Source organism: Streptomyces sp. NPDC057638, from assembly GCF_042800315.1.
In the GTDB taxonomy this organism is placed as follows: Bacteria; Actinomycetota; Actinomycetes; order Streptomycetales; family Streptomycetaceae; genus Streptomyces.
The window spans coordinates 1-19,081 of sequence record NZ_JBHVHF010000149.1; the positions used below are offsets into that span (position 1 = coordinate 1).

At 73.3% G+C, this 19,081-nt stretch carries 16 protein-coding genes; 8 read left to right on the forward strand and 8 right to left on the reverse strand.

Annotated features, from left to right (window positions below; translation table 11 throughout):
• Positions 1–30: 30 nt before the first annotated feature.
• From ACFVIM_RS20290 to ACFVIM_RS20310, 5 genes are all read right to left on the reverse strand, one after another.
• The gene (locus ACFVIM_RS20290; RefSeq protein ID WP_384303093.1) at positions 31–2,025 is read right to left on the reverse strand and encodes a GTP-binding protein; all 1,995 of its coding nucleotides are present in this window, start codon (positions 2,023–2,025) and stop codon (positions 31–33) included.
• 270 nt (positions 2,026–2,295) lie between these two features.
• On the reverse strand, positions 2,296–2,553 hold the full coding sequence (locus ACFVIM_RS20295; protein WP_384303095.1) for a DUF6296 family protein: 258 nt from the start codon (positions 2,551–2,553) through the stop codon (positions 2,296–2,298).
• Between the two features lie 170 nt (positions 2,554–2,723).
• Positions 2,724–3,569 (reverse strand): ABC transporter permease, encoded by an 846-nt coding sequence (locus ACFVIM_RS20300; protein WP_384303097.1) that lies wholly within the window; start codon positions 3,567–3,569, stop codon positions 2,724–2,726.
• On the reverse strand, positions 3,529–4,392 hold the full coding sequence (locus ACFVIM_RS20305; protein WP_384303099.1) for an ABC transporter ATP-binding protein: 864 nt from the start codon (positions 4,390–4,392) through the stop codon (positions 3,529–3,531). Before ACFVIM_RS20305 ends, ACFVIM_RS20300 begins: the two co-directional genes overlap by 41 nt.
• Positions 4,393–4,395: 3 nt before the next feature.
• The gene (locus tag ACFVIM_RS20310; RefSeq protein WP_384303101.1) at positions 4,396–4,863 is read right to left on the reverse strand and encodes a MarR family winged helix-turn-helix transcriptional regulator; all 468 of its coding nucleotides are present in this window, start codon (positions 4,861–4,863) and stop codon (positions 4,396–4,398) included.
• Between the two features lie 606 nt (positions 4,864–5,469).
• Here ACFVIM_RS20310 and ACFVIM_RS20315 point away from each other — a divergent pair.
• The gene (locus ACFVIM_RS20315) at positions 5,470–6,393 is read left to right on the forward strand and encodes an aminoglycoside phosphotransferase family protein (protein ID WP_384303102.1); all 924 of its coding nucleotides are present in this window, start codon (positions 5,470–5,472) and stop codon (positions 6,391–6,393) included.
• A 63-nt stretch (positions 6,394–6,456) separates the two neighbouring features.
• Here the strand turns inward: ACFVIM_RS20315 and ACFVIM_RS20320 are convergent, their stop codons facing one another.
• Both ACFVIM_RS20320 and ACFVIM_RS20325 read right to left on the reverse strand, forming a co-directional pair.
• The gene (locus tag ACFVIM_RS20320; RefSeq protein WP_384303104.1) at positions 6,457–7,671 is read right to left on the reverse strand and encodes a cation:proton antiporter; all 1,215 of its coding nucleotides are present in this window, start codon (positions 7,669–7,671) and stop codon (positions 6,457–6,459) included.
• Between the two features lie 98 nt (positions 7,672–7,769).
• Positions 7,770–8,624: a (2Fe-2S)-binding protein gene (locus tag ACFVIM_RS20325; protein WP_384303106.1), complete on the reverse strand. Its 855-nt coding sequence runs from the start codon at positions 8,622–8,624 to the stop codon at positions 7,770–7,772.
• 242 nt (positions 8,625–8,866) lie between these two features.
• Here ACFVIM_RS20325 and ACFVIM_RS20330 point away from each other — a divergent pair, with 242 nt between their 5' ends.
• From ACFVIM_RS20330 to ACFVIM_RS20350, 5 genes are all read left to right on the forward strand, one after another.
• Complete coding sequence (locus tag ACFVIM_RS20330; RefSeq protein WP_384303108.1) at positions 8,867–10,063, forward strand: acetyl-CoA carboxylase biotin carboxylase subunit family protein; 1,197 nt, start codon at positions 8,867–8,869, stop codon at positions 10,061–10,063.
• A gap of 278 nt (positions 10,064–10,341) precedes the next feature.
• Complete coding sequence (locus ACFVIM_RS20335) at positions 10,342–12,156, forward strand: IucA/IucC family protein (protein WP_384303110.1); 1,815 nt, start codon at positions 10,342–10,344, stop codon at positions 12,154–12,156.
• Positions 12,157–12,231: 75 nt separating this feature from the next.
• Complete coding sequence (locus ACFVIM_RS20340) at positions 12,232–14,127, forward strand: IucA/IucC family protein (RefSeq protein WP_384303112.1); 1,896 nt, start codon at positions 12,232–12,234, stop codon at positions 14,125–14,127.
• 110 nt (positions 14,128–14,237) lie between these two features.
• The gene (locus ACFVIM_RS20345; protein WP_384303114.1) at positions 14,238–15,425 is read left to right on the forward strand and encodes a type III PLP-dependent enzyme; all 1,188 of its coding nucleotides are present in this window, start codon (positions 14,238–14,240) and stop codon (positions 15,423–15,425) included.
• Positions 15,426–15,578: 153 nt separating this feature from the next.
• Positions 15,579–16,583 carry a phosphotransferase gene (locus ACFVIM_RS20350; protein ID WP_384303116.1) on the forward strand — a complete coding sequence of 335 codons (1,005 nt, stop codon included), beginning with the start codon at positions 15,579–15,581 and terminating at the stop codon, positions 16,581–16,583.
• Between the two features lie 148 nt (positions 16,584–16,731).
• Here ACFVIM_RS20350 and ACFVIM_RS20355 read toward each other — a convergent pair whose 3' ends face one another.
• Positions 16,732–17,379: an HD domain-containing protein gene (locus tag ACFVIM_RS20355; protein WP_384303118.1), complete on the reverse strand. Its 648-nt coding sequence runs from the start codon at positions 17,377–17,379 to the stop codon at positions 16,732–16,734.
• Positions 17,380–17,866: 487 nt separating this feature from the next.
• Here ACFVIM_RS20355 and tgmA point away from each other — a divergent pair, with 487 nt between their 5' ends.
• Positions 17,867–18,058: a putative ATP-grasp-modified RiPP gene (tgmA, locus tag ACFVIM_RS20360; RefSeq protein ID WP_384303120.1), complete on the forward strand. Its 192-nt coding sequence runs from the start codon at positions 17,867–17,869 to the stop codon at positions 18,056–18,058.
• A 16-nt stretch (positions 18,059–18,074) separates the two neighbouring features.
• Positions 18,075–19,010, forward strand: coding sequence for an ATP-grasp ribosomal peptide maturase (tgmB, locus tag ACFVIM_RS20365; protein WP_384303122.1), 936 nt, complete (start codon positions 18,075–18,077; stop codon positions 19,008–19,010).
• The last annotated feature ends 71 nt before the right edge of the window (positions 19,011–19,081 follow it).

Below are 19,081 nucleotides of genomic sequence, written 5' to 3' on the forward strand. Positions count from 1 at the left end.
GTGCGTGACGGTCCGGGGGCCGCGCGGCGGTCAGAGACCCACGCGGCGGACCGTCCGCAGGAGGTACGCGTCGCGGTTCAGCGGATCGAGATCCGTCCGGGGGCGTCGCGGCGGCCGGCCCCGCACCGGCCGGTAGCGCGCGAACTCCGTCTCCAGCAGGCCCTCGCCCCGCGTCAGCGAGGGCAGCCGCCGTTGGAACAGATGCACCCGCGCCGCTGGGACCTCCCCCTCCAGGGCCAGGGCCGCACCGCTCCGTACCGGTGTCACCGCCGTCGCCCCCAGCCCGCCGAGCACCGGCAGCAGCGCCGTCAGCGCGTCCTGGGACAGCTCCAGCCGGAAGCGGTGCAGCGGTTCGTGCACCTCGGTCCCCGCCCGCCGCAGCGCGTCCGCCAGCACCAGCGGTGTCAGCAGCCGGAAATCCCCGGCCGTGCTGGACATGCTCTTGTCGAACGTGCCGTGGGCGTGGCTCTGCCGGGGCCAGTACCCCGAGTGCGTCATGGTGACCACGCAGTCGCCGACCTCCCATCCGTACAGTCCCTGGCGGAGGGTCTCGCGGACGCTCCGCTCGACCGCGACGAAGAAGGCGTACGGCATCGAGCCGAGCTCCACCCCGAGCCGGAACTCCACCCCGGAACCGGGCGACCCGGGCGCGACGCTCAGGCCGACCGTCGCCAGGAAGGGGTTGGGTTCCTTGTCGATGACCTCGTGGGCCGCGCCCGTGCCGACAACACGTTCCTGGCAGATGGTCGTCGTCTCCCGGAAGGCCACGTCCACCCCGAACTCCTCGGCGAGCGTGGCCTGGATGACCTCCTTCTGCACCTCGCCGTAGAGGGAGAGGGAGATCTCCTGCCGTACGTCGTCCTGACGGAGGCCGATCAAGGGGTCCTGTTCGGCCAGGAGGCCGAGCGCCGTGCGCATCGCCCCCTTCGCCGAGGGGCGGACGGGTGTCACCACCGTCTCCAGCGTCGGCGGGGCGAAGTGGGACGTATCCGTCCGGGGGGCGCGGGCATCCCCGACGGTGTCGCCGATCCTGATGGTCTCCAGGCCCCGGACCCGGCCGATCTGACCGGCCGTGAGCACCGACCGGCGCGCACCGGTGCCCCGGTCGGCCACCTCCACGGCGGTGACCCGGCCCGTGGCGCCGTCGCCGAACGGAACCACGTCCCGGGGGCGCAGGGTGCCCGACCACAGCCGCAGCCAGGCGTGCTTCTCCCCGCCCGCGCCCCGCTCGACCTTGAAGACAGTTCCCGACAGCGGCTCCGAGGCACCGCCCCCGGCCGTCGGCAGCAGCTCCACCACGGCGGCCATCAGCCGCTCCACACCCGCCCCGGTGATGGCCGAGCCGAAGAAGACGGGGTGGCAGCGGCCCCGCCGGGTCTGGACCGCGAGGGAGTCGTACAGCCGGGAGAGCGGGACGGACGTCTCGTCCGCCACGAAGTCGGCGAGCAGCTCCTCGTCCCCGTCCGTGAGCAGGTCCAGCAGGTCGGTGGCGAGGGCGGGATCCGCGCCGGTGCGCGGTGCGGAGCGGGCGTGGGCGGTGCCCGCCGCGTCGGTCTGGTCCAGCGCCACCACCGACGGGGTCAGCCGCCGGGCGATCTCCCGCCGTACCCGGGCGGGATCGGCGCCCGCGCGGTCGATCTTGTTCACGAAGACGAGCGTGGGCACGCCCAGTCGGCGCAGGGCCCGCATCAGCACCCGCGTCTGCGCCTGGACCCCCTCGACGGCCGAGACCACCAGCACGGCACCGTCGAGGACCCGCAACGCCCGCTCCACCTCGGCGATGAAGTCGGGATGGCCCGGGGTGTCGATCACGTTGACGGTGGTGCCGCCGATCGCGAAGGACGCGACCGCGGACCGGATGGTGATGCCCCTGCGCCGCTCCAGCTCCAGGGAGTCGGTCTGGGTGCTGCCGTCGTCGACGCGCCCCACGGCGTCGATGACTCCGGCGGTGTGCAGGACGCGCTCGGTCAGGCTGGTCTTACCAGCGTCGACATGCGCCAGGATTCCCAGGTTCAGCGTCGGCACGGAATGTCATGTCCTCCAGATAGACGGCGATTCCCTTCGCGATGGACATGAGCGATCCGCACATGACGAACTCCTTGGCTCGGTCCGGCCGGTGGACGGGTCTCCCCGCCGGGCCGGTGGACGGGTTCCGCCGCGCAGTCCACCAGCCGCCGCCGTGCCGGGACAACCGAATATCGCCGCGCCCACCGGATGTCGCCGCGCCCGGACAACCGCGGGCAGGGGGGATGGTGCGCGCGGGGGCAGGGGAGAGTTCCGGTGGGCGCGGCCGCCTCATACCTCCGGGGCGCCGGATGACCCGTTGTCGTGCAGGGGCCTGACCGTGACCGGCAGGCCGGGCGCCTGGTGGCCGCCGCTGGCCAGCATGCGGATCTCACCCTGCTCGCTGATCTCGGCCCGGACGATCCCGGTCTCGTCCTCGTACACGGGGTGCCCACCCGCCCCGGAGCGCTCGGTGCGGTGGACGACCACGACGTCGTCCGCCGTGCCCGAGGCCTGGAAGACCAGTTCGTAACGTTGCGCGAACTCCATGGGGGCTCCGTTGGCTCCGTCGGCTGTGCGGGCCCGCGGCCGGGCCGTGCCCCCCGTCCCCGACCATCGTCGCCCAGCTTCCCGGGACGCGCTCGGCGGGAAGCCGGGCGTGGGGCGTTCGGTACTTCCGCGTACGCGGCGTACCCGGTGTGCGCGGCGTACGCGGTCGTTTAACGGGTGAGGCGGCCCAGCAGGCCCGAGGCCGTGGCGATGCCCACCAGCGCGGCGAAGCAGAGCACGGCCAGATCGAGGCCGAGGTGGGCGGGAGCGCCGATCAGAAGCCCCCGCAACGCGTCCACCTCGTAACTCAGCGGATTGGCCAGACTGACGACCTGGAGCCAGCCGGGCATCAGCGCCACCGGGTAGAGCGCGTTCGAGGCGAAGAACAGCGGCATCGTGATGGCCTGGCCGATGCCCATCAGCCGGTCCCGGGTGAGGACCACGCCCGCGAGCGACATGGACAGACAGGAGAAGAAGGCCGAGCCGAGCACCACCACCAGCGCCACCCCCGCCAGCCGGAGCGGGTCCCAGGTGAGGGCGACCCCCAGGACGGCGGCGATCAGGATCACCACCACGGCCTGGACCAGCGCCTTCACCCCGGCCGCGAACGCCTTGCCGGTGACCAGGGCGGCCCGCGGCGTGGGTGTGACCAGCAGTTTGTTCAGTACCCCCGCGTCCCGCTCCCAGATGATCGTGATCCCGTAGAAGATCGCGATGAACATCGCGGACTGGGCGATGATGCCCGGGGCGAGGAAGTCCAGATAGGGCACGTTCCCGGTGGGGATCGCGCCGATCCGGCTGAAGGTCTCGCCGAAGACCAGCAGCCACAGCGCGGGCTGTACCGCCCGGGTGTACAGCTCCGTACGGTCGTGCCGCAGCTTCTGGAGCTCGACCGCGCACATCGCCGCCACCCGGGACGGCAGCACCCGCCACCCCGCGCGGACGGGCCGTGGCCGCCGCGCCCGCGCCGGGCGGTCAGCCGAGCCGGGAGGCCGTACGACGGGTGCCGCGCACATCGCTGAACTCACCTCCGTGGTCGTTGTCGCCGAGGCCGCTCCCGGCGAAGTGCCGGAACACGTCCTCCAGCGTGGGTGGTGGGCCCGGGGCGCCGGTCGCCGCCGCGGTGGCCGCCGCCACCTCGGCCTTGAGCTGCTCCGGGGTGCCCAGGGCACGGATCCGGCCCTGGTGCATCAGCCCGAGGCGGTCGCAGTACCGGTCCGCCTCGTCCATGGAGTGGGTGGTGACGAGCATGGTCATCCCGGTGGCGGCGCGTACCTCGGTCAGCCGTTCCCAGACGCTGGTGCGGGCCAGCGGGTCGAGCCCGACCGTGGGTTCGTCCAGGATCATCAGCCGGGGCGAGCTGACCAGTGCCTGGGCCAGTTCGAGGCGGCGGACCATGCCACCGGAGTAGCGTGCGGCCATCCGGTCGGCCACATCGCCGAGCCCGACCGCGTCGAGCGCCTCGGTGATCCGCGCGGCGCGCTCCCGCCGGGGCACGTCGTAGACCCGCGCGAAGAGCAGCACGTTCTCCCGGCCGGTGAGGGCGGAGTCCGCGGAGAGCTGCTGGGGGACATAGCCGAGCAGCCGCCGCACGGCGGTCTTCTCCCGGGCCACGTCATGGCCGAAGACCCGGACCATCCCGGCCGGGACCGGCAGCAGGGTGGTGATCACCCGGATGGTGGTGGTCTTGCCCGCGCCGTTGGGGCCGAGCAGCCCGAAGACCTCGCCGTTCATGACCGAGAGGTCGACCCGGTCCACCGCGAGGGAGGAGCCGAAGCGGTAGCTCAGCCCCGAACAGGCGATGGCCGGGGCGGCCGTGGTGGTGTCGGTGTCCGGCATGGGTCACCTCCTCGCGTCGGTACGCGGCATGTCGTCCTCCAGCCGGGCGGCCAGATGGCGTAGCGCGGGCAGGGCGGCGGCCAGGGCCGCGCGGTCCTCCGCCGGGAGCAGTGCCAGCCGTTCCTCCAGCAGCGCGGCCCTGCGGTCCTCCCACCGCCGCAGGCCGCGCGCCGCCTCGGGGGTGACCCGCAGCAGCGCCGCCCGCCGGTCCAGCGGGTCCGGCGCCCGGACCAGCAGCCCCTCGGCCGCCAGCTGACGTACCAGGGTGGAGACGGAGTTGTCCGCGAGCCGCAGTTCCCGCGCGGCGGCCGAGACCCTGATCCCCGGCTGTTCGAGCACCAGGCGCAGCAGCTCCACCTGGGCACCGCGCAGCGGGGGTCCGCTCAGCCCGCCACGGAGCGTGCGGCGCAGCCGACGGGTGACGCCGACCAGAAGTCCCCCGAGCTCACGCCCCAGCCCAGATTCGGACATATCTCCAATATTACCTCTGTGTGAGAGGGAAGGGCGCAGGGGAGGCCGGGCGGCGGCCCGCTCCGGGGCGCGGTCATGACGGCCGATCGCGGGCCGTGGACGTGATAGCGCGGGCGGTGGACGTGATGACGTCGGGCCGCGAACGCGACGGCGGGTCGTGCGCCGTGACCCGGGACCGGGTGGCTCCGGATCACGGGTGTGAAGGCTGGGGGTCCGTACGGTCCGCGCGCGCCGCCGAGGTACGCGTAGCCCGTAGCTGACAGGGAGAGATGTCTCCGTACGCGGCTGCGGGGATCGCGCTCGTGGGGTCGGGTCCGTGGCGCCGCGCTCGTGGGGTCGGGTCCGTGGCGCCGCGCTCGTGGGGTCGGGTCCGTGGCGCCGCGCTCGTGGGGTCAGGTCCGTGGCGCCGCGCTCGTGGGGTCGGGTCCGTGGCGCCGCGCTCGTGGGCATCGCGTTCAGGGTCGATCAGCGCACGGATAATTCCCGCGTCTTCTTGATCGAGTTCGGATACGTTGAGGGGCATGCTGTGACGCCTGCCCGGACCTCGGGCACCCCCGACCGCTCCTTCGCCAGCCGCCGACCGGAACCACGAAGGAGCGCACCATCATGACCACATCCACCCCCCTCCACATCCCCGAGGCCTTCGCCGCCTCCCACACCAGCGGCGGGGATCCGCTCGCGCGCGCCTGGATCGAGGGGCTGCCCACCCTGGCCCGGGACCTCCTCGACCGATGGGAGCTGTCCCCGGACGGTCCGTCCGCCCACGGCATGGCCGCCCTGGTCCTGCCGGTGCTCCGGGCCGACGGCGAGCCCGCCGTCCTCAGGCTCCAGCGCGTCACCGACGAGAGCGAGGGCGTCCCCCTCGGGCTGCGGGCCTGGGACGGCGCCGGGATCGTCCGGCTGCTCGACCACGACCCCGGCAGCGGCGCCCAGCTGCTGGAGCGGCTCGACGCGCGGCGGCCGCTCTCGTCCCTCACCGACGACGACGAGATCATGGGCATCCTCGCCGGGGTGATGGCCCGTCTGGTCTCCGTGCCCGCGCCCGAGGGGCTGCGCCGACTCGCCACCGTCGCCGCCGCCATGGTCGAGCAGAGCCCGGGGGCGGTGGGCGCGCTGCGCCACCCCGCCGAGCGCGATCTGGTACGCCGGTGTGCCGGCGTCGTCGCCGAGTTGACGGGCGAGGCCGGGGACCGGCTGCTCCACTGGGACCTCCACTACGACAACGTCCTGGCCGCCGGGCGGGAGCCCTGGCTGGCGATCGACCCCGAACCGCTCGCCGGTGACCCCGGCTTCGAGCTGCTGCCCGCGCTGGACAACCGCTGGGACGAGGCCGTGGCCACCGGGGATGTGCGCGGCACGGTCCTGCGCCGTTTCGACCGGCTCACCGAGGCGCTCGGCCTGGAGCGCGACCGCGCCGTCGGCTGGACGCTGGGCCGTGTGCTCCAGAACGCGCTGTGGGACATCGAGGACGGCAAGGACGTACTCGAACCGGCCCAGGTGGCCATCGCGGGGATCCTGACCGGCCGCTGAGCGCGTGGGCCCCGTCCCTCCCGGGAGGGGGCCCCGCCCTGGGCACCCGGTGCGCCCCGGTGGTCACCAGGTCTCCGTACCCTCGCCGCGTCGCGCCCGGGTGGACGCGGCCCCTTCGCGGGCACGCAGCCGCAGCGCCAGCAGCGGGAAGACGAGGACGGAGACCATCGCCGCCCCCACCAGCGCGGCGGCGTCACCCGAGGAGATGACCTTCTCGTCCAGGCCGATCGTGGTGATCGCCACGACCAGGGGCAGACAGGTCGCCGTGTACAGGGCCAGCGCGCGGCGCTCCGTACGACGCAGATCACGCGGCGCCAGCAGCGCCACCGGGACCCCGCGTACCAGCAGGAACAGCGCCAGGAAGAGCGGCAGCAGCGCGAGCGCCCGGCCGCCCGAGACCAGCGCGGCCAGATCGAACTCGATCCCGGTCACCACGAAGAACAGCGGTACGAGGAAGCCGAAGGCCACGGCCTCGATCGTGCCGAGGATCGCCGTGGCGCTCGCCGGGGCCGCGCCGGACAGCACCAGCCGGGTGAGCACCCCCGCCGCGAACGCCCCGAGCAGGGTGTCAAGACCGAACGCCGCCGACAGCGCCAGCATCGACACCAGCAGCAGCATCACGAACCGCACCGCGAACTGACCGCTGCTGTGCAGGGTCTCCGCGATCACCCGGGAGAACCACGGTGGCCGCGGCCGCAGCGCCCACAGCACCGCCAGCGCGGTCACGGCCGCGAAGGCGACCAGCAGTGCCGCCGACTCCAGCGGCTGACGGCCGCTCAGCAGCAGGGCCATGGCGATGATCGGGCCGAACTCGCCGACCGCGCCGAACGCCAGCACCACCGTGCCGAACCGGCCGCGCAGATCCCCGCTGTCCCGCAGGATCGGCAGGACGGTGCCCAGCGCCGTGCTGGTGAGCGCGGTCCCCAGCACCAGCGCGGCGGTCACCGCGCCCCCGGTCAGGATCAGCCCGATGGTCAGCCCGAGGGCGAGGGAGACCAGCCAGGCGCCCATCGAGCGGCGCAGGGTGTCCCCGCGGACCGCGGCGAACTCGATCTCGTACCCGGCCAGGAAGATGAGCATCGCCAGACCCAGATGGGAGAGGGTGTCGACCACGCTGTCGGGCCGGGCCCAGCCCAGCACGTCCGGGCCGATCACGATGCCCAGCGCGATCTCGAAGATGACCAGCGGGACCCGGATCCAGCGTCCGGCGGCATGCGCCAGCAGGGGCGCGAGGACGGCGGCGGCCATGATGAGGAGCAGGGTGCCCGGGTGCGACATGGGCGTTCTCTACCCGGGCGCGCCCCCTGTCGGGGCAGGGTGACGCCCGTTCGGGGGAACGGCGGTCCGGCCTGCCGGGCGGCGGACCGGCTCCACCGTCACCCCTCCGCCAGCCTCCGCAGCCGTTCCGTGTCCGGGGTCCGGGGGCAGGTCGCGCACGCCTCGGCCGGGCGGACCGTGTAGTGGAGACAGCAGCCCAGCCTCGTACGTGTCGGATGGGACGTTCCGTCCGCACCCGTCAACCGCCGGAAGCGGGCACCGCCCGGGTACGGTCCGACCGCGCCCGGCAGCAGGGCCTCCGCCGCCCGGACCGCGTCCTCCTCGTCACCGAGCATCCGGCCCGCGTACCAGATCCCGGAGACCAGGTCATCGGTGACCATGCCCCAGAGCGCCCGGGGCCCCCGGCGCAGCCTCGGCCCGAACGCGGCCAGCAAGGGGCGCGCGAGATCGGCCGCCTCGGCGCGCACGGCGTCCCGGAGGGCCGTCTCGCCGGGCAGGACGGACGCGCCGGGCAGTGCCGACGCGGGATCGTCGGGCAGACACCAGAAGCCACCGGGCACCACCGCGTAGCGCTCACCCGAACGGCTGACCCGGACGGCGTCGGGGCGCAGCCGTGGAACCCTGCGCTCCAGGTACCAGGGACCGCTGATCAGCAGCGTCGCCGACCAGAGCAGTCCGTGCAGCGCGCGGGAGGCGACCACGTCGGGGCGGGCGGTGTGCGCGTAGCGTTCCTCCATCCGGGTGGCCGTCATGGCCAGAAATGACTCCAGCGGTTCGGGGTGGAGCGTGAGTTCGGCCAGATCGACCCAGCCAGGCGCGGCGGGGGAGTGAGGCTCCGCCACCACCAGGTCGAGCGCCTCACACAGGGCGGTGAGACGGCCGTAGCCGGAGGTGAGGAGGGTGGAGCAGCTCAGGGCAGCTCCGGCAGACACGAGTGCCGGGGCCAGGGACACGGGGGAACTCCTCGGAGATGGTGCTGCGGAACGGGAGTCAGGAAGGTAAGGCTCACCTTAACCACATCGTGGGAATGGGGCGTTAACTGAGCCCATGACATGGCGAATTGACATTCTTAGGGTCGCCTAACTTAAGCTCCGTCATGATCCGAGGCGGTCGTGTCCGTCATCGTCTCCGTCGCCGGGACGCTCCCCGGCCCCCTGACATCCCCCTGCCTCCGGCCCATGCGCGGAAGGTTCCCATGCAGCTGTACATGCTCGCCCTCAACCCCACCGACTCGGTCACCGAGGGCTTCCTTCCCGCCGCGCGACGGCTCGGACTCGACATCACCGTGCTGACCGACCAGCCCGACACCCACCGGGAGCGCTATCGCGCCATCCACCCCGCACCGGAGCTGCTGGGCTGCGACGTCCGCGACCCCCACGCCGTCATCAGCGCGATCTCCGCCCATCGCCCACCCGGCGCGGTGTTCAGCAACAGCGACCACCTCCAGACCCCGGCCGCCCTGGCCGCCGACTACTTCGGCCTGCCCGGCAAGGACTGGCGTGCCGCGCTGCGCACCAAGGACAAGGCCCTGACCCGCCGTCATCTCGACACCAGCGAGGGGGTCCGCTCGGTCGAACTGGCGGCCGACGCCGACCCCGGCCGCCTGGCCGCACTGGACCTGCCCTACCCCTGTGTCGTCAAGCCGAGGGAGGGCGTCGCCAGCGAGGACGTCATCCAGGTCCGCGACGCGGCCGAACTCGTCGCCCGCTGCCGCGAGATCCGGGCCCGCCGCCCCGGCGCCGCCCTGGTCGCCGAGGAATACCTCCCCGGCGAGCTGCACACCCTGGAGACCCTCGGCGACGGTGAACGCCTCCACGTCCTGGGCGGCTTCCGCACCACCCTCTCCCCGCTGCCGTACTTCATCGAGGAGCGGATGGCGTACGTACCCGCCCACCCCGCGGGTCTCGTCACCGAGATACTCGACCGGCTGGCCACCCTCGGAGTCGGTTTCGGCGCCTGTCACACCGAGTTCGTCGTCCACGAGGGACGGGCCCGGATCATCGAGGTCAACTACCGGGCCATCGGCGACCAGTGCGACCTCCTGCTCGCCGACCTGCTCGGCCTCCCGCTCTTCGAGCTCATCCTGCGCACCCATCTCGGCGAGCCCCTCCCCGCCGACCTGGGCGCCCGCACCGACGGTGCCGCGCGGCTCGACTATCCACTGGCCCGGCGCGCGGGGACCCTGACGGCCGCACCCGGTGCCACCGACCTGACCGTGGACGGCGTACGGCTGACCTACCGGCCGACGCGCGCGGTCGGGGAACGGCACGACCTCCACCACACCAACCGGGACTTCCTGGGCATCCTGCGGAGCGTGGGGCGCGACCAGGCCACCGTCGACCGTGTGGCCGAGGGCTTCCTGGCCGAGCGGAGCTGGGAGATCACGGCATGAGCGGGCGACGCGAGGGATCCGGTGCTGCCGCCGCCGGTGCCGTCGGACCCCCCGGAACCTCCGGACCATCCGGGACTCCCGATTCCGCCGGTGCGCACGGTGTGCCCCGTGCGCGCCGTGTCACCGACAGCCCGGTGGACGCTCCGCCGTCCGGGCCTGACGCGTCGGCCGGTGTTCCATCCGGCTCCCTGGGCGCCGCGCGGTGCGGCGGCCCCAGGGCATCGGCGCCCGTCGTACCCGAACCCGCTGTGCCATCGCCTTCCGTACCTGACGCACCGGTGACACCTGCGCCCGCCGTGCCCTCGCCTCCCGGACCCGATGTGTCCCACCCCCTGCTCGCCGTGCTCGACGCCCTGCTCCGCGAGGACGTCGTCGGGCTGCGCACCCGGACCACCCCGGTGGAGCGCCCCGACGGCACCTGGCTGCGGCTGCCCATCCCCTCGGGGGGCGCGCTGCTGCTGCCGGTCCGGTCCGCCGTACCCGGCTTCCAGTGCGCGACCGAGACCCGGTTGCCGCTGCTACGCCAGGAGCCGTCCGGCGCCCGCGCTCCCGCCGACGGGCGCGAACTGACCACGCCCCGCGCCGTCCTGACCGCCCTCGCCGCCCTCGCCGACCCCCGCGACCGCGCGGGCTTCGACCACTTCGCCACCGAGTGCGAGGAGGCGTTCGCCGCCCATCGGCTGCACCGCGCCACCCGTGCTGACCACGCGGCCCGTCTGGTGGCGCGCCACGGCCCCGACCCGGCGCGCTGGACGGGTCTCGCCGCCGGACTCGCCCTCGACTCACTCGCCGCCCGCCAGGACCATCCGGTCCACCCCACCGGCCGGGGGCGGGCCGGACTGACCGAAGCTGATCTGCGGGCGTACGCCCCCGAGTTCCACCCCACGTTCCGGCTGCGGCTGCTGGCCGTCGACCGGGACCGGCTCGTCCGTCAGGGCGGCTACCACGATGAGGTGTTCGCCCGGGGACTGACCGGTGGCCGTCACGGCGACGGTGAAGGAGACGGTGACCGCGCCCCTGATCGTGATGACGTCCTGCTGCCCGTCCACCCGCTCACAGCCGACGGCCCCCTGCGCGAGGCGCTGCGCGCCACCGGTCTCGACCGCCACGCCGCCCTGCTCGACACGCCGGGCCCCGACGTCGTACCGACACTCTCCCTGCGCACCGTCGCGCTCGCCGACGACCCCCGCACCCATCTGAAACTCCCCCTGGCCACGGCCACCCTCGGACGCCTCAACCGGCGCACCATCACCCCCGGCTCCCTGGTCGACGGCGCCGCCGGGCAGCGCCTCCTGGAGCAGGTCATCGCCCGCGAGCCGCGCTTCCGTGACACGGTCCTGCACGCCGATGAGACCCGCTACGCCCACGCCGGACACGAACTCCTCGCGGCCCTGGTGCGCCGGATGCCCGACGGTCTGGACCACACCACCGTCGTCCCGCTGGCGGCCCTGCTCAGCCGCGCCCCCGACGGCCGCCCGCTGATCGAGCCGCTCGCGGACCGGTTCTTCGGTGGCGCGCCGCTCGCCCTGCTCGACGCCGTCCTGACCCTGGTCCTCGACTGGGGGACCACCCTGCTCGGCTACGGCATCGCCCTGGAGTCCCACCAGCAGAACGTCTCCCTGTTGCTGGACCGGCCCGACGGCCGCACCCGGCTGCGGCTGCTCCTCAAGGACAATGACGGGCCCCGGGTCCACCCGCCCCGGCTGCGCGCGACCCTCGGCGGTGACGGTCCCCGCTTCGCCGACTCCCGGGTCGCCACCGCCGACGAGCGGGCCGTGCTCGACCTGTTCACCACCATCACCGTCCACCTCTGCGCGGGCGCCTACGCCTTCGGCCTGGCCCGGCACGGGCACGCGCCACTGACGACCCTGCTCGGTCTCGTCCGGGACCGGCTCACCGACGCGGCCGAGCGGCTCGGCACCCGGCCCGGGGAGCCCGGCGCGCTCCTGCGGACCCATGTCCTGGACGCGCCCCACCTCCCCGTCAAGGCGATGGTCACGGCGGGCACCCTGCTCACCAAGGAGAGATCAGGGGCGCTGGACATCAACAAGCACTACGGCACCGGCCCCAACTACCTGGCATGGGAGCGCTGAACGGCCATGACCCGCACCGAACCCCACGCCCCGGCGCTCCCCGCGCGTGTTCCCGGACCGGCGTCCGAACCCCGCGTGACCGCGCCCTTCGCGCCTGCCCCGGCACCCCCGCGCCCGCCCGGCCCCGCCGCCGACGGCTCCGCGCCCCTCGCCCCCGGTTCTCCGGCCTTCGACGGCTCCGCGCCCACCCGCGCCGCCGCCACCGCCTCCCTCTCCCCCTCAGCCCCGGGCCTCGCGCCGCCCACGGCCGACGACGCCGTCACCCACACCCTCCTGAACTGCCTGCTCCGCGAGGTGTCGGCGCCCGAGCACCAGACCGCCGTCAGCGGCGGACACCTGCTGCTGCGGCTGCCGCGCCGGGGCGCGCTGCTGCGGATCGCCCTGCGCCGTACGTCCCTTCTCGGCGCCCACCGCTTCACCGGACCCGTCAGCGAACGGCGCGGCGAGCGCTGGGCGCCGATCGGCTGGCGGGAGCTCGCCGAGCACATCCACGGCGAACTCACCCAGCGCACCGGCGTTCCCAACGAGGAGTTCCTCGCCCAGGTCGCCGCCAGCCACCGGGGCGTGGTAGCCGCCCTCGCCGCGCCCCGGCCCACGATCGCCCACGGCGACGACCCCCTCGCCGTCTACCTCGCCTCCGAACAGTCCCTCGCCCTCGGCCACCGCTTCCACCCCACCCCCAAGGCGCGCGGCGGGGACATGGCGGCCTGGAACGCCTACGCGCCCGAGGCCCGCGTCTCCTTCCCGCTGCGGCTGCTGGCCGTACGGGCACCGCTGATCGCACAGGAGAGCGCGTCGTCTGGTGCCGCCGACCCGCTGGACCGGCTCGCGCCCGTGCCCCCGGGGTACCGGCTGCTGCCGGCCCACCCCTGGCAGTACGCGCTGCTGCGCGACAGCGCGCCCCTGCGCGCCGCCCTCGACCGCGGGGACGTCCTCGACCTCGGCCCATCGGCCCGCCGCTTCACCCCCACCGCCTCGGTGCGCACCCTCTATGACGGCGAGACGTTCCTGAAGTTCAGCCTCAATGTCCGCATCACCAACTGCCTCCGCAAGAACGCCCACTACGAACTCTCCGGAGCCGTCGCCCTGACCGGACTCCTCGCACCCGCTCTCGATGACCTGGCCGCCCGCTACCCCGCCACCGCGGTGCTGCGCGAACCCGCCTATCGCTCCCTCGCGCTCCCCGGCCCCGACGGCGGGACGGACGGCAGAACGGACGGCGGGACGGATATCGGGCTGCTCGAAGGCTTCGGAGTGATCGTGCGCGAGGGGCTCGGCTCCCGGCTGCGCCCCGGAGTGACCCCGCTGCTCGCCGCCGCCCTCGCCGACGAACACCCCACCGGGCCCGCTCCCGCCGCCCGGCTCACCGGCCGGGACCCGGCCGCCGTGCTGGACTGGTGGCGCGCCTATCTCGCCCTGCTGCTGCCCCCGGTGCTCACCGCCTACTTCGACCACGGCGTGGTCCTCGAACCCCACCTCCAGAACGTCGTCGTCGGTGTCGGCGCCGACGGCCACCCCGTCCAGCTCTTCCTGCGCGATCTGGAGGGCACCAAGCTGCTGCCCTCCCACCACGGCCCGGCGCTCGCCGCGCTCCCGCCCGCCCTCGCGCGGCCCATGACCTACGACGCCCGGCGCGGCTGGGACCGGGTCGTCTACTGCCTGCTCGTCAACCACGTCGCCGAACTCCTCGCCGCGCTCGCCGATCTCGTCCCCCACCACGAGGCCGCGCTCTGGGCGGAGGTCCGCCACGCTCTGGCCGCGGGGTACGAGGAACGGGGCCGCCCGCCGCTGCTGCGGGCCCTGCTGGCGGGCGTACCGCTGCCCGCCAAGGCCAATCTGCTGGCCCGCTGGGACCGTACGGCCGACCGTCACGCGGGCTATGTCGCGCTCCCCTCGCCGCTCGCCGAGGACGCGCTGTCCGGCGGAGGGCCTCTCACCGGGCGGCGTCCGGCGGACCCCGCCCCGCACTGAGGCCCGCCCCGCACTGAGGCCCACCGCGCTCCCGCCGGCCGGTCCGCGGCCGCCTCCGCGGGTCCCGGGCCGCCCCTTCCCGTACCGCCGAAGCCCTTCCCGGAGTCCGTATGACCACATCCGCCGTCCACGCCTTCGTCCGTTCGCTGCCCGCCCACTCCCTCCCCGCCTACCTCTACGACCTCGACGCCCTGCGCGAGCACGCCCGGTCGGTGCGGGCCGCGCTGCCCCGCCGGGTCGAGCTGTACTACGCGGCCAAGGCCAACCCGGAGAGCCGGGTCCTGGCCGCCCTGGCACCCCACACCGACGGGTTCGAGGTCGCGTCCGGCGGTGAACTCGCGCACACGCGCGCCGCCGTCCCCGGACACCCCCTCGCCTTCGGCGGGCCCGGCAAGACGCCGGAGGAGATAGCGACAGCGCTACGGCTCGGCGTGGAACGGTTCCATGTGGAGAGCGTCCACGAACTCACCGTCCTCTCCCGGCTCGCCGAGCGACAGGCGAGGGTGGCGGGTGTGCTGCTCCGCTTCAACGCGCCCGTGCCCCCCGGCGCGCTCGACGGCGGCGCGCTCGCGATGGGCGGCAGACCCACCCCCTTCGGCCTCGACCCGGCCGACGCCGACGCCGTCGTGCGGGCCGCCGCCGACTCGCCGCACCTGGAGCTGTACGGGGTCCACGCCCACCTCGCCAGCGGTCTTGACGCCCCCCGGCTGCTCACCGTCGCCCACTCCCTGCTCACCTGGGCCCGCGCGCTCACCGAGCGCCACGGCGTACCCCTGCGCGAGCTCACCGTCGGCGGCGGCATGGCCGTCGACTACGGCCGTCCCGGCGAGCGCTTCGACTGGACGGCGTACGGAGCGGGGCTGGCCGCCCTCGCCGAGCGCCACCCCGCCACGGTGCTGCGGATCGAGCCGGGGCGGGCGCTCACCGCGTATGGCGGCTGGTACGCCACCGAGGTCCTCGATGTGAAGGTCAGTCATGGCGAGACCTTCGCCGTCGTCCGGGGCGGTACGCACCATCTGCGTACCCCGGCCGCGAAGGGACATGACCAGCCCTGCGCGGTACTGCCCGTCGACGACTGGCCCCACCCCTGGCCGCGCCCGGAGGGCGGGACCGGGCCGGTCACCGTCGTCGGGCAGCTCTGCACGCCCAAGGACGTGCTGGCGCGGGGCGTCCGGGCGCCGGGGCTGAGGGCGGGGGACCGGGTGGTGTTCGCGCTGGCGGGCGCGTACGCCTGGAACATCTCGCACCACGAGTTCCTGATGCACCCCAGGCCGGGCTTCCACTTCCTGCGCTCCTGACACCCTCCTTCCGCCGGGCCGGGTGGGGCCGGGATCGCCGAACCGGGCCCCGGGCCCGGAGCCTGGTTGTCCGCTTCTCCATAACCCCATGCCACGGTGCGGCCTTCCGGGTTAGTTTCGGCGTGAAACGAACCACCGGTGCGAAGGAGCGGTATGAGGGACGAGCCCGAGGGGATCGACACGGCCGCCGTGGGGCGGGCACTGCGCGCCTGGGACATCGAGGCCGAGGCGGTGACCTATGAGCCCGTGGGTTTCGGCGACTACCACTGGAGTGTGCGGGACGCCCGGGGACGGCGCTGGTTCGTCACCCTCTCCGACCTCGACGACAAGGACCACTGCGGGGTGGGCGCCGAGGCGGCCTGGGCGGGGCTGAGCCGGGCCATGGACACGGCGTACGCGCTGCGGACCCACGGCGGTCTCGACTTCGTCGTGGCGCCGCTGCTGACGGGGGAGGGCCGGAGTCTGGTGCGGCTGGGCGAACGGTACGCGCTGGCGGTCTTCCCCTACCGTGAGGGCGTGGGCGGCGCGTTCGGCCGGACGCCCGCCGCGCCGGAGCGGGCGATGACCGTGGACATGCTCGCCGAACTGCACCGCGCCACCCCGCCGGACGCCACCCCGGTGCTGTCGGCCGAACTGTCCGCGCGCACCCGGCTGGAGAGCGCCCTCGGCGAGCTGGACCGGCCGTGGGAGGGCGGTCCGTTCGCGGAGCCCGCCCGGGCGCTGCTGGCGGAGTCGGCGGCCGTGCTGGCGCGCCGTCTGGAGGAGTTCGACCGGAGGCTGGCCAGGCTCAAGCGGGGCGCCGGGGACCTGGTGGTCACCCATGGCGAGACCCACCCCGGCAATCTGCTCTGGCACAGCGGGCGCCCGCTGCTGCTGGACTGGGACACGGTGGGCCTGGCGGTGCCCGAGCGCGATCTGTGGGAGCTGGCCGCCGAGCCGGAGGACCTGGCGCGGTACGCGGATCTCAGCGGCCGCGCCCCCGACCCGTCGGCGCTCGCGTTCTACCGGCTCCGCTGGGATCTGGAGGACCTCACGGTCTATCTCGGCTGGTTCCGTTCCCGGCACACCCGTACCCAGGACACCGAGGCCGGCTGGTCGGGCCTCGCGGAGATCCTCAAGCGACTCGCCGAGGGGGCCGGGGACGACGGAGTGACGTGAACCGACCGTGATGTCCGCCTGAACCGGCCAAGAACCGGCCGGGAACCAGCGGTGGGGTGCCCGGGTGCCGGGCGCCCCACCGCTGCTGTGTGCCCGGCCCCTCCGGGCCGCCCGTACGGAGCCGGGACCGTTCCCGTCCGGTACGCCGTCACTCGGACCAGGGCGAGTCGAGAATCGTGGTGACGAAGTCACCCCTTTCGAAACCATGGACGAAATGGGCGAGGACATCGGCTTTCACATTGCCGAACGTCGTCTCCGGCTTGGTCCGGATTCCTTCAGTGAAGGCGTCGAGAATACGCCGTTTGAAGTCCGGCCGTGGATGGAGGGTGACGATGGCGGTACGCTCCGCCGCCGGGATGTCATCGAATCCGATACCGAGGACGTCGTACTCGACGCCCGCCGTCACGAGAGCCACTTCCGGCTCCATGAACGCGGGAATACCGGGAGTCGTGTGCAGGGCGATGGCGGTCCACACCCGGCGCACGCTGTCCTCCGGGACGTCATGGCCCCGCAGAAAGCGCCGGGCCTCATCGGCGCCATCCACCTCAAAACGCCGACCGCTGTTGTGAAAACGCTGGTCAAGGCCGAGATCGTGGAACATTGCCGCGATATAGAGCAGTTCCGGATCAAAGGAGAGATCCCGATTACGGCCCTGGAGCGCGCCGAAGAAGTACACCCGGCGTGAATGGTCGTAGATCAGTTCGCTGGCGACATCGCGCACCAGCTCCGTGGCCTCCCGGGCGATCATGGTGTCCGGCACCGTCACTCCCGCCACGTCCGGCAGGTCGTACGTCATGGTCTTCACAGCCTTTCCTCGTACGATCCAGGTGAGCCCACCGATCCCGCCGGGGTACCCGGATGGGAGGTCATGGCGCCCGGGGCATGTCGGCCATGGCATCACCCGCGCGAGGGCTCACCCAGGAGCGACATGCCCATCACGCAGTGTTGGTGAAGCGCGAGGAGGTCAGTGTGATTATCGGTACGAATGTGGATGGGGGGACGCATGGTTCTGATGGTGACCGACATCACTCCCTCTTTCGGTGCACGGAATTGCCGCGTCGAGCGTCTCTATAAGTGTCAGGAAAGCGTCAACGAGCTGTGTGCGCGGGCGGGTTCGCGGTGAGTAAGTGCGACTGCTCGGATCGGAGGCGTCCGACTGGCGCTCCGTTCGACGCGATATGACGGTCCGTGATGAATCGGCTACAACCATCACCTCCGATCAATCGCACCTCATGTGGCCACAGGGTGGCCTCGGACAGTCTCATGTGGGCCAGGGAGAAAGAATGAAACCGTTCGCGTGGAACTACGCACGTCCAGCAGAGCTGGCGCCCGTCGTCGACCAGTACGCGTACGACTCGACCCTTCAGTTGAACGTGTTGCCGGATGGTCGTCCCGCCATCATGGACCGGGCGCTGCTCGCCCTCGTCGGCACCACCACGTCGACGGCGGGCTCCGCCACCCACTTCGACGACTGAGAATTCCCGACACACGATGACCGTGCTGATCCTGACCTGCGAGCAGGACGTGACCGCGGACATGGTGGTGGCGCGTCTGCATGAGCGCGGCACCCCCCTCGTCCGGTTCGACCCCGCCGATCTGCCCGCGGAGGGAGCGCTCTCCACCGAGTATGTGCGGGGCGAGTTCCGTGGCTATCTGTCCACGGGCGGACGCGTGGTGAGCATGGACGGGCTGCGCTCCATCTGGGTGCGCAGACCCGGGGAACCGGCGGCCCACGCCGCCGAGCCGTCGGCCTGGCTGACCGCGGAGAGCGGCCAGGCGCTGTACGGCATGCTGGAGTGCACGGCGGCCCGCTGGATGAACGCCATCGGCGCGGCCGCCCGGGCGCGGCTGAAGCCGTATCAGCTGCGCCTGGCACACCACAGCGGTTTCCCCGTACCCGCCACCGTGATCACGACCTACCCGCGGGTCGCCCGGCAGTTCGCCGAGCAGTACCGCCATGTGGTGGTCAAGGCCGTCTCCGGGAAGCCTCCGGGCGATCCGCCGATGGATCTGCCCACCACGCTCGTGCCGCCCGACACGGACTTCTCGAACGTGGCGGCCGGGCCCACCCTCCTCCAGCGCTATGTGGCCAAGCGCGCGGACATCCGGCTCACCAGCGTCGGGGGAGAGTGCTACGCCGCCCGGAAGGTGTCCGAACCCGGGCAGGTCGACGGTCGCTACGGCGACACCGGCCACTCCTGGAAGCCCGTGGACGTGCCGCCGCGCGTCGCACGGGCCGTCGAGCGCTACAAGACGCTCGCCGGGCTCGCCTACGGCGCCTTCGACTTCGCGGAGGACGCCGAGGGGACCTGGTGGTTCCTGGAGTGCAACCAGGGCGGCCAGTTCGGCTTCATCGAGCTGGAGACCGAACAGCCGATCGCGGAGGCCGTCGCCCACTGGCTCGGCTCCACGGCCGAACCAGAGTGAACAAGTCCGGGCTGGACGACCAGTGGCCCGGTCACCCCGGTCGAGGTCGGCTGCTCTCCCCAGGCTCGGCC

Coding starts and splice junctions, on each gene's coding strand:
- ACFVIM_RS20295 (WP_384303095.1), bottom strand. CDS start 2,553: ATGGAGTTCGCGCAACGTTACGAACTGGTCTTCCAGGCCTCGGGCACG.
- ACFVIM_RS20300 (WP_384303097.1), bottom strand. CDS start 3,569: ATGTGCGCGGCACCCGTCGTACGGCCTCCCGGCTCGGCTGACCGCCCG.
- ACFVIM_RS20305 (WP_384303099.1), bottom strand. CDS start 4,392: ATGCCGGACACCGACACCACCACGGCCGCCCCGGCCATCGCCTGTTCG.
- ACFVIM_RS20310 (WP_384303101.1), bottom strand. CDS start 4,863: ATGTCCGAATCTGGGCTGGGGCGTGAGCTCGGGGGACTTCTGGTCGGC.
- ACFVIM_RS20315 (WP_384303102.1), top strand. CDS start 5,470: ATGACCACATCCACCCCCCTCCACATCCCCGAGGCCTTCGCCGCCTCC.
- ACFVIM_RS20320 (WP_384303104.1), bottom strand. CDS start 7,671: ATGTCGCACCCGGGCACCCTGCTCCTCATCATGGCCGCCGCCGTCCTC.
- ACFVIM_RS20330 (WP_384303108.1), top strand. CDS start 8,867: ATGCAGCTGTACATGCTCGCCCTCAACCCCACCGACTCGGTCACCGAG.
- ACFVIM_RS20345 (WP_384303114.1), top strand. CDS start 14,238: ATGACCACATCCGCCGTCCACGCCTTCGTCCGTTCGCTGCCCGCCCAC.
- ACFVIM_RS20350 (WP_384303116.1), top strand. CDS start 15,579: ATGAGGGACGAGCCCGAGGGGATCGACACGGCCGCCGTGGGGCGGGCA.
- ACFVIM_RS20355 (WP_384303118.1), bottom strand. CDS start 17,379: ATGACGTACGACCTGCCGGACGTGGCGGGAGTGACGGTGCCGGACACC.
- tgmA (WP_384303120.1), top strand. CDS start 17,867: ATGAAACCGTTCGCGTGGAACTACGCACGTCCAGCAGAGCTGGCGCCC.
- tgmB (WP_384303122.1), top strand. CDS start 18,075: ATGACCGTGCTGATCCTGACCTGCGAGCAGGACGTGACCGCGGACATG.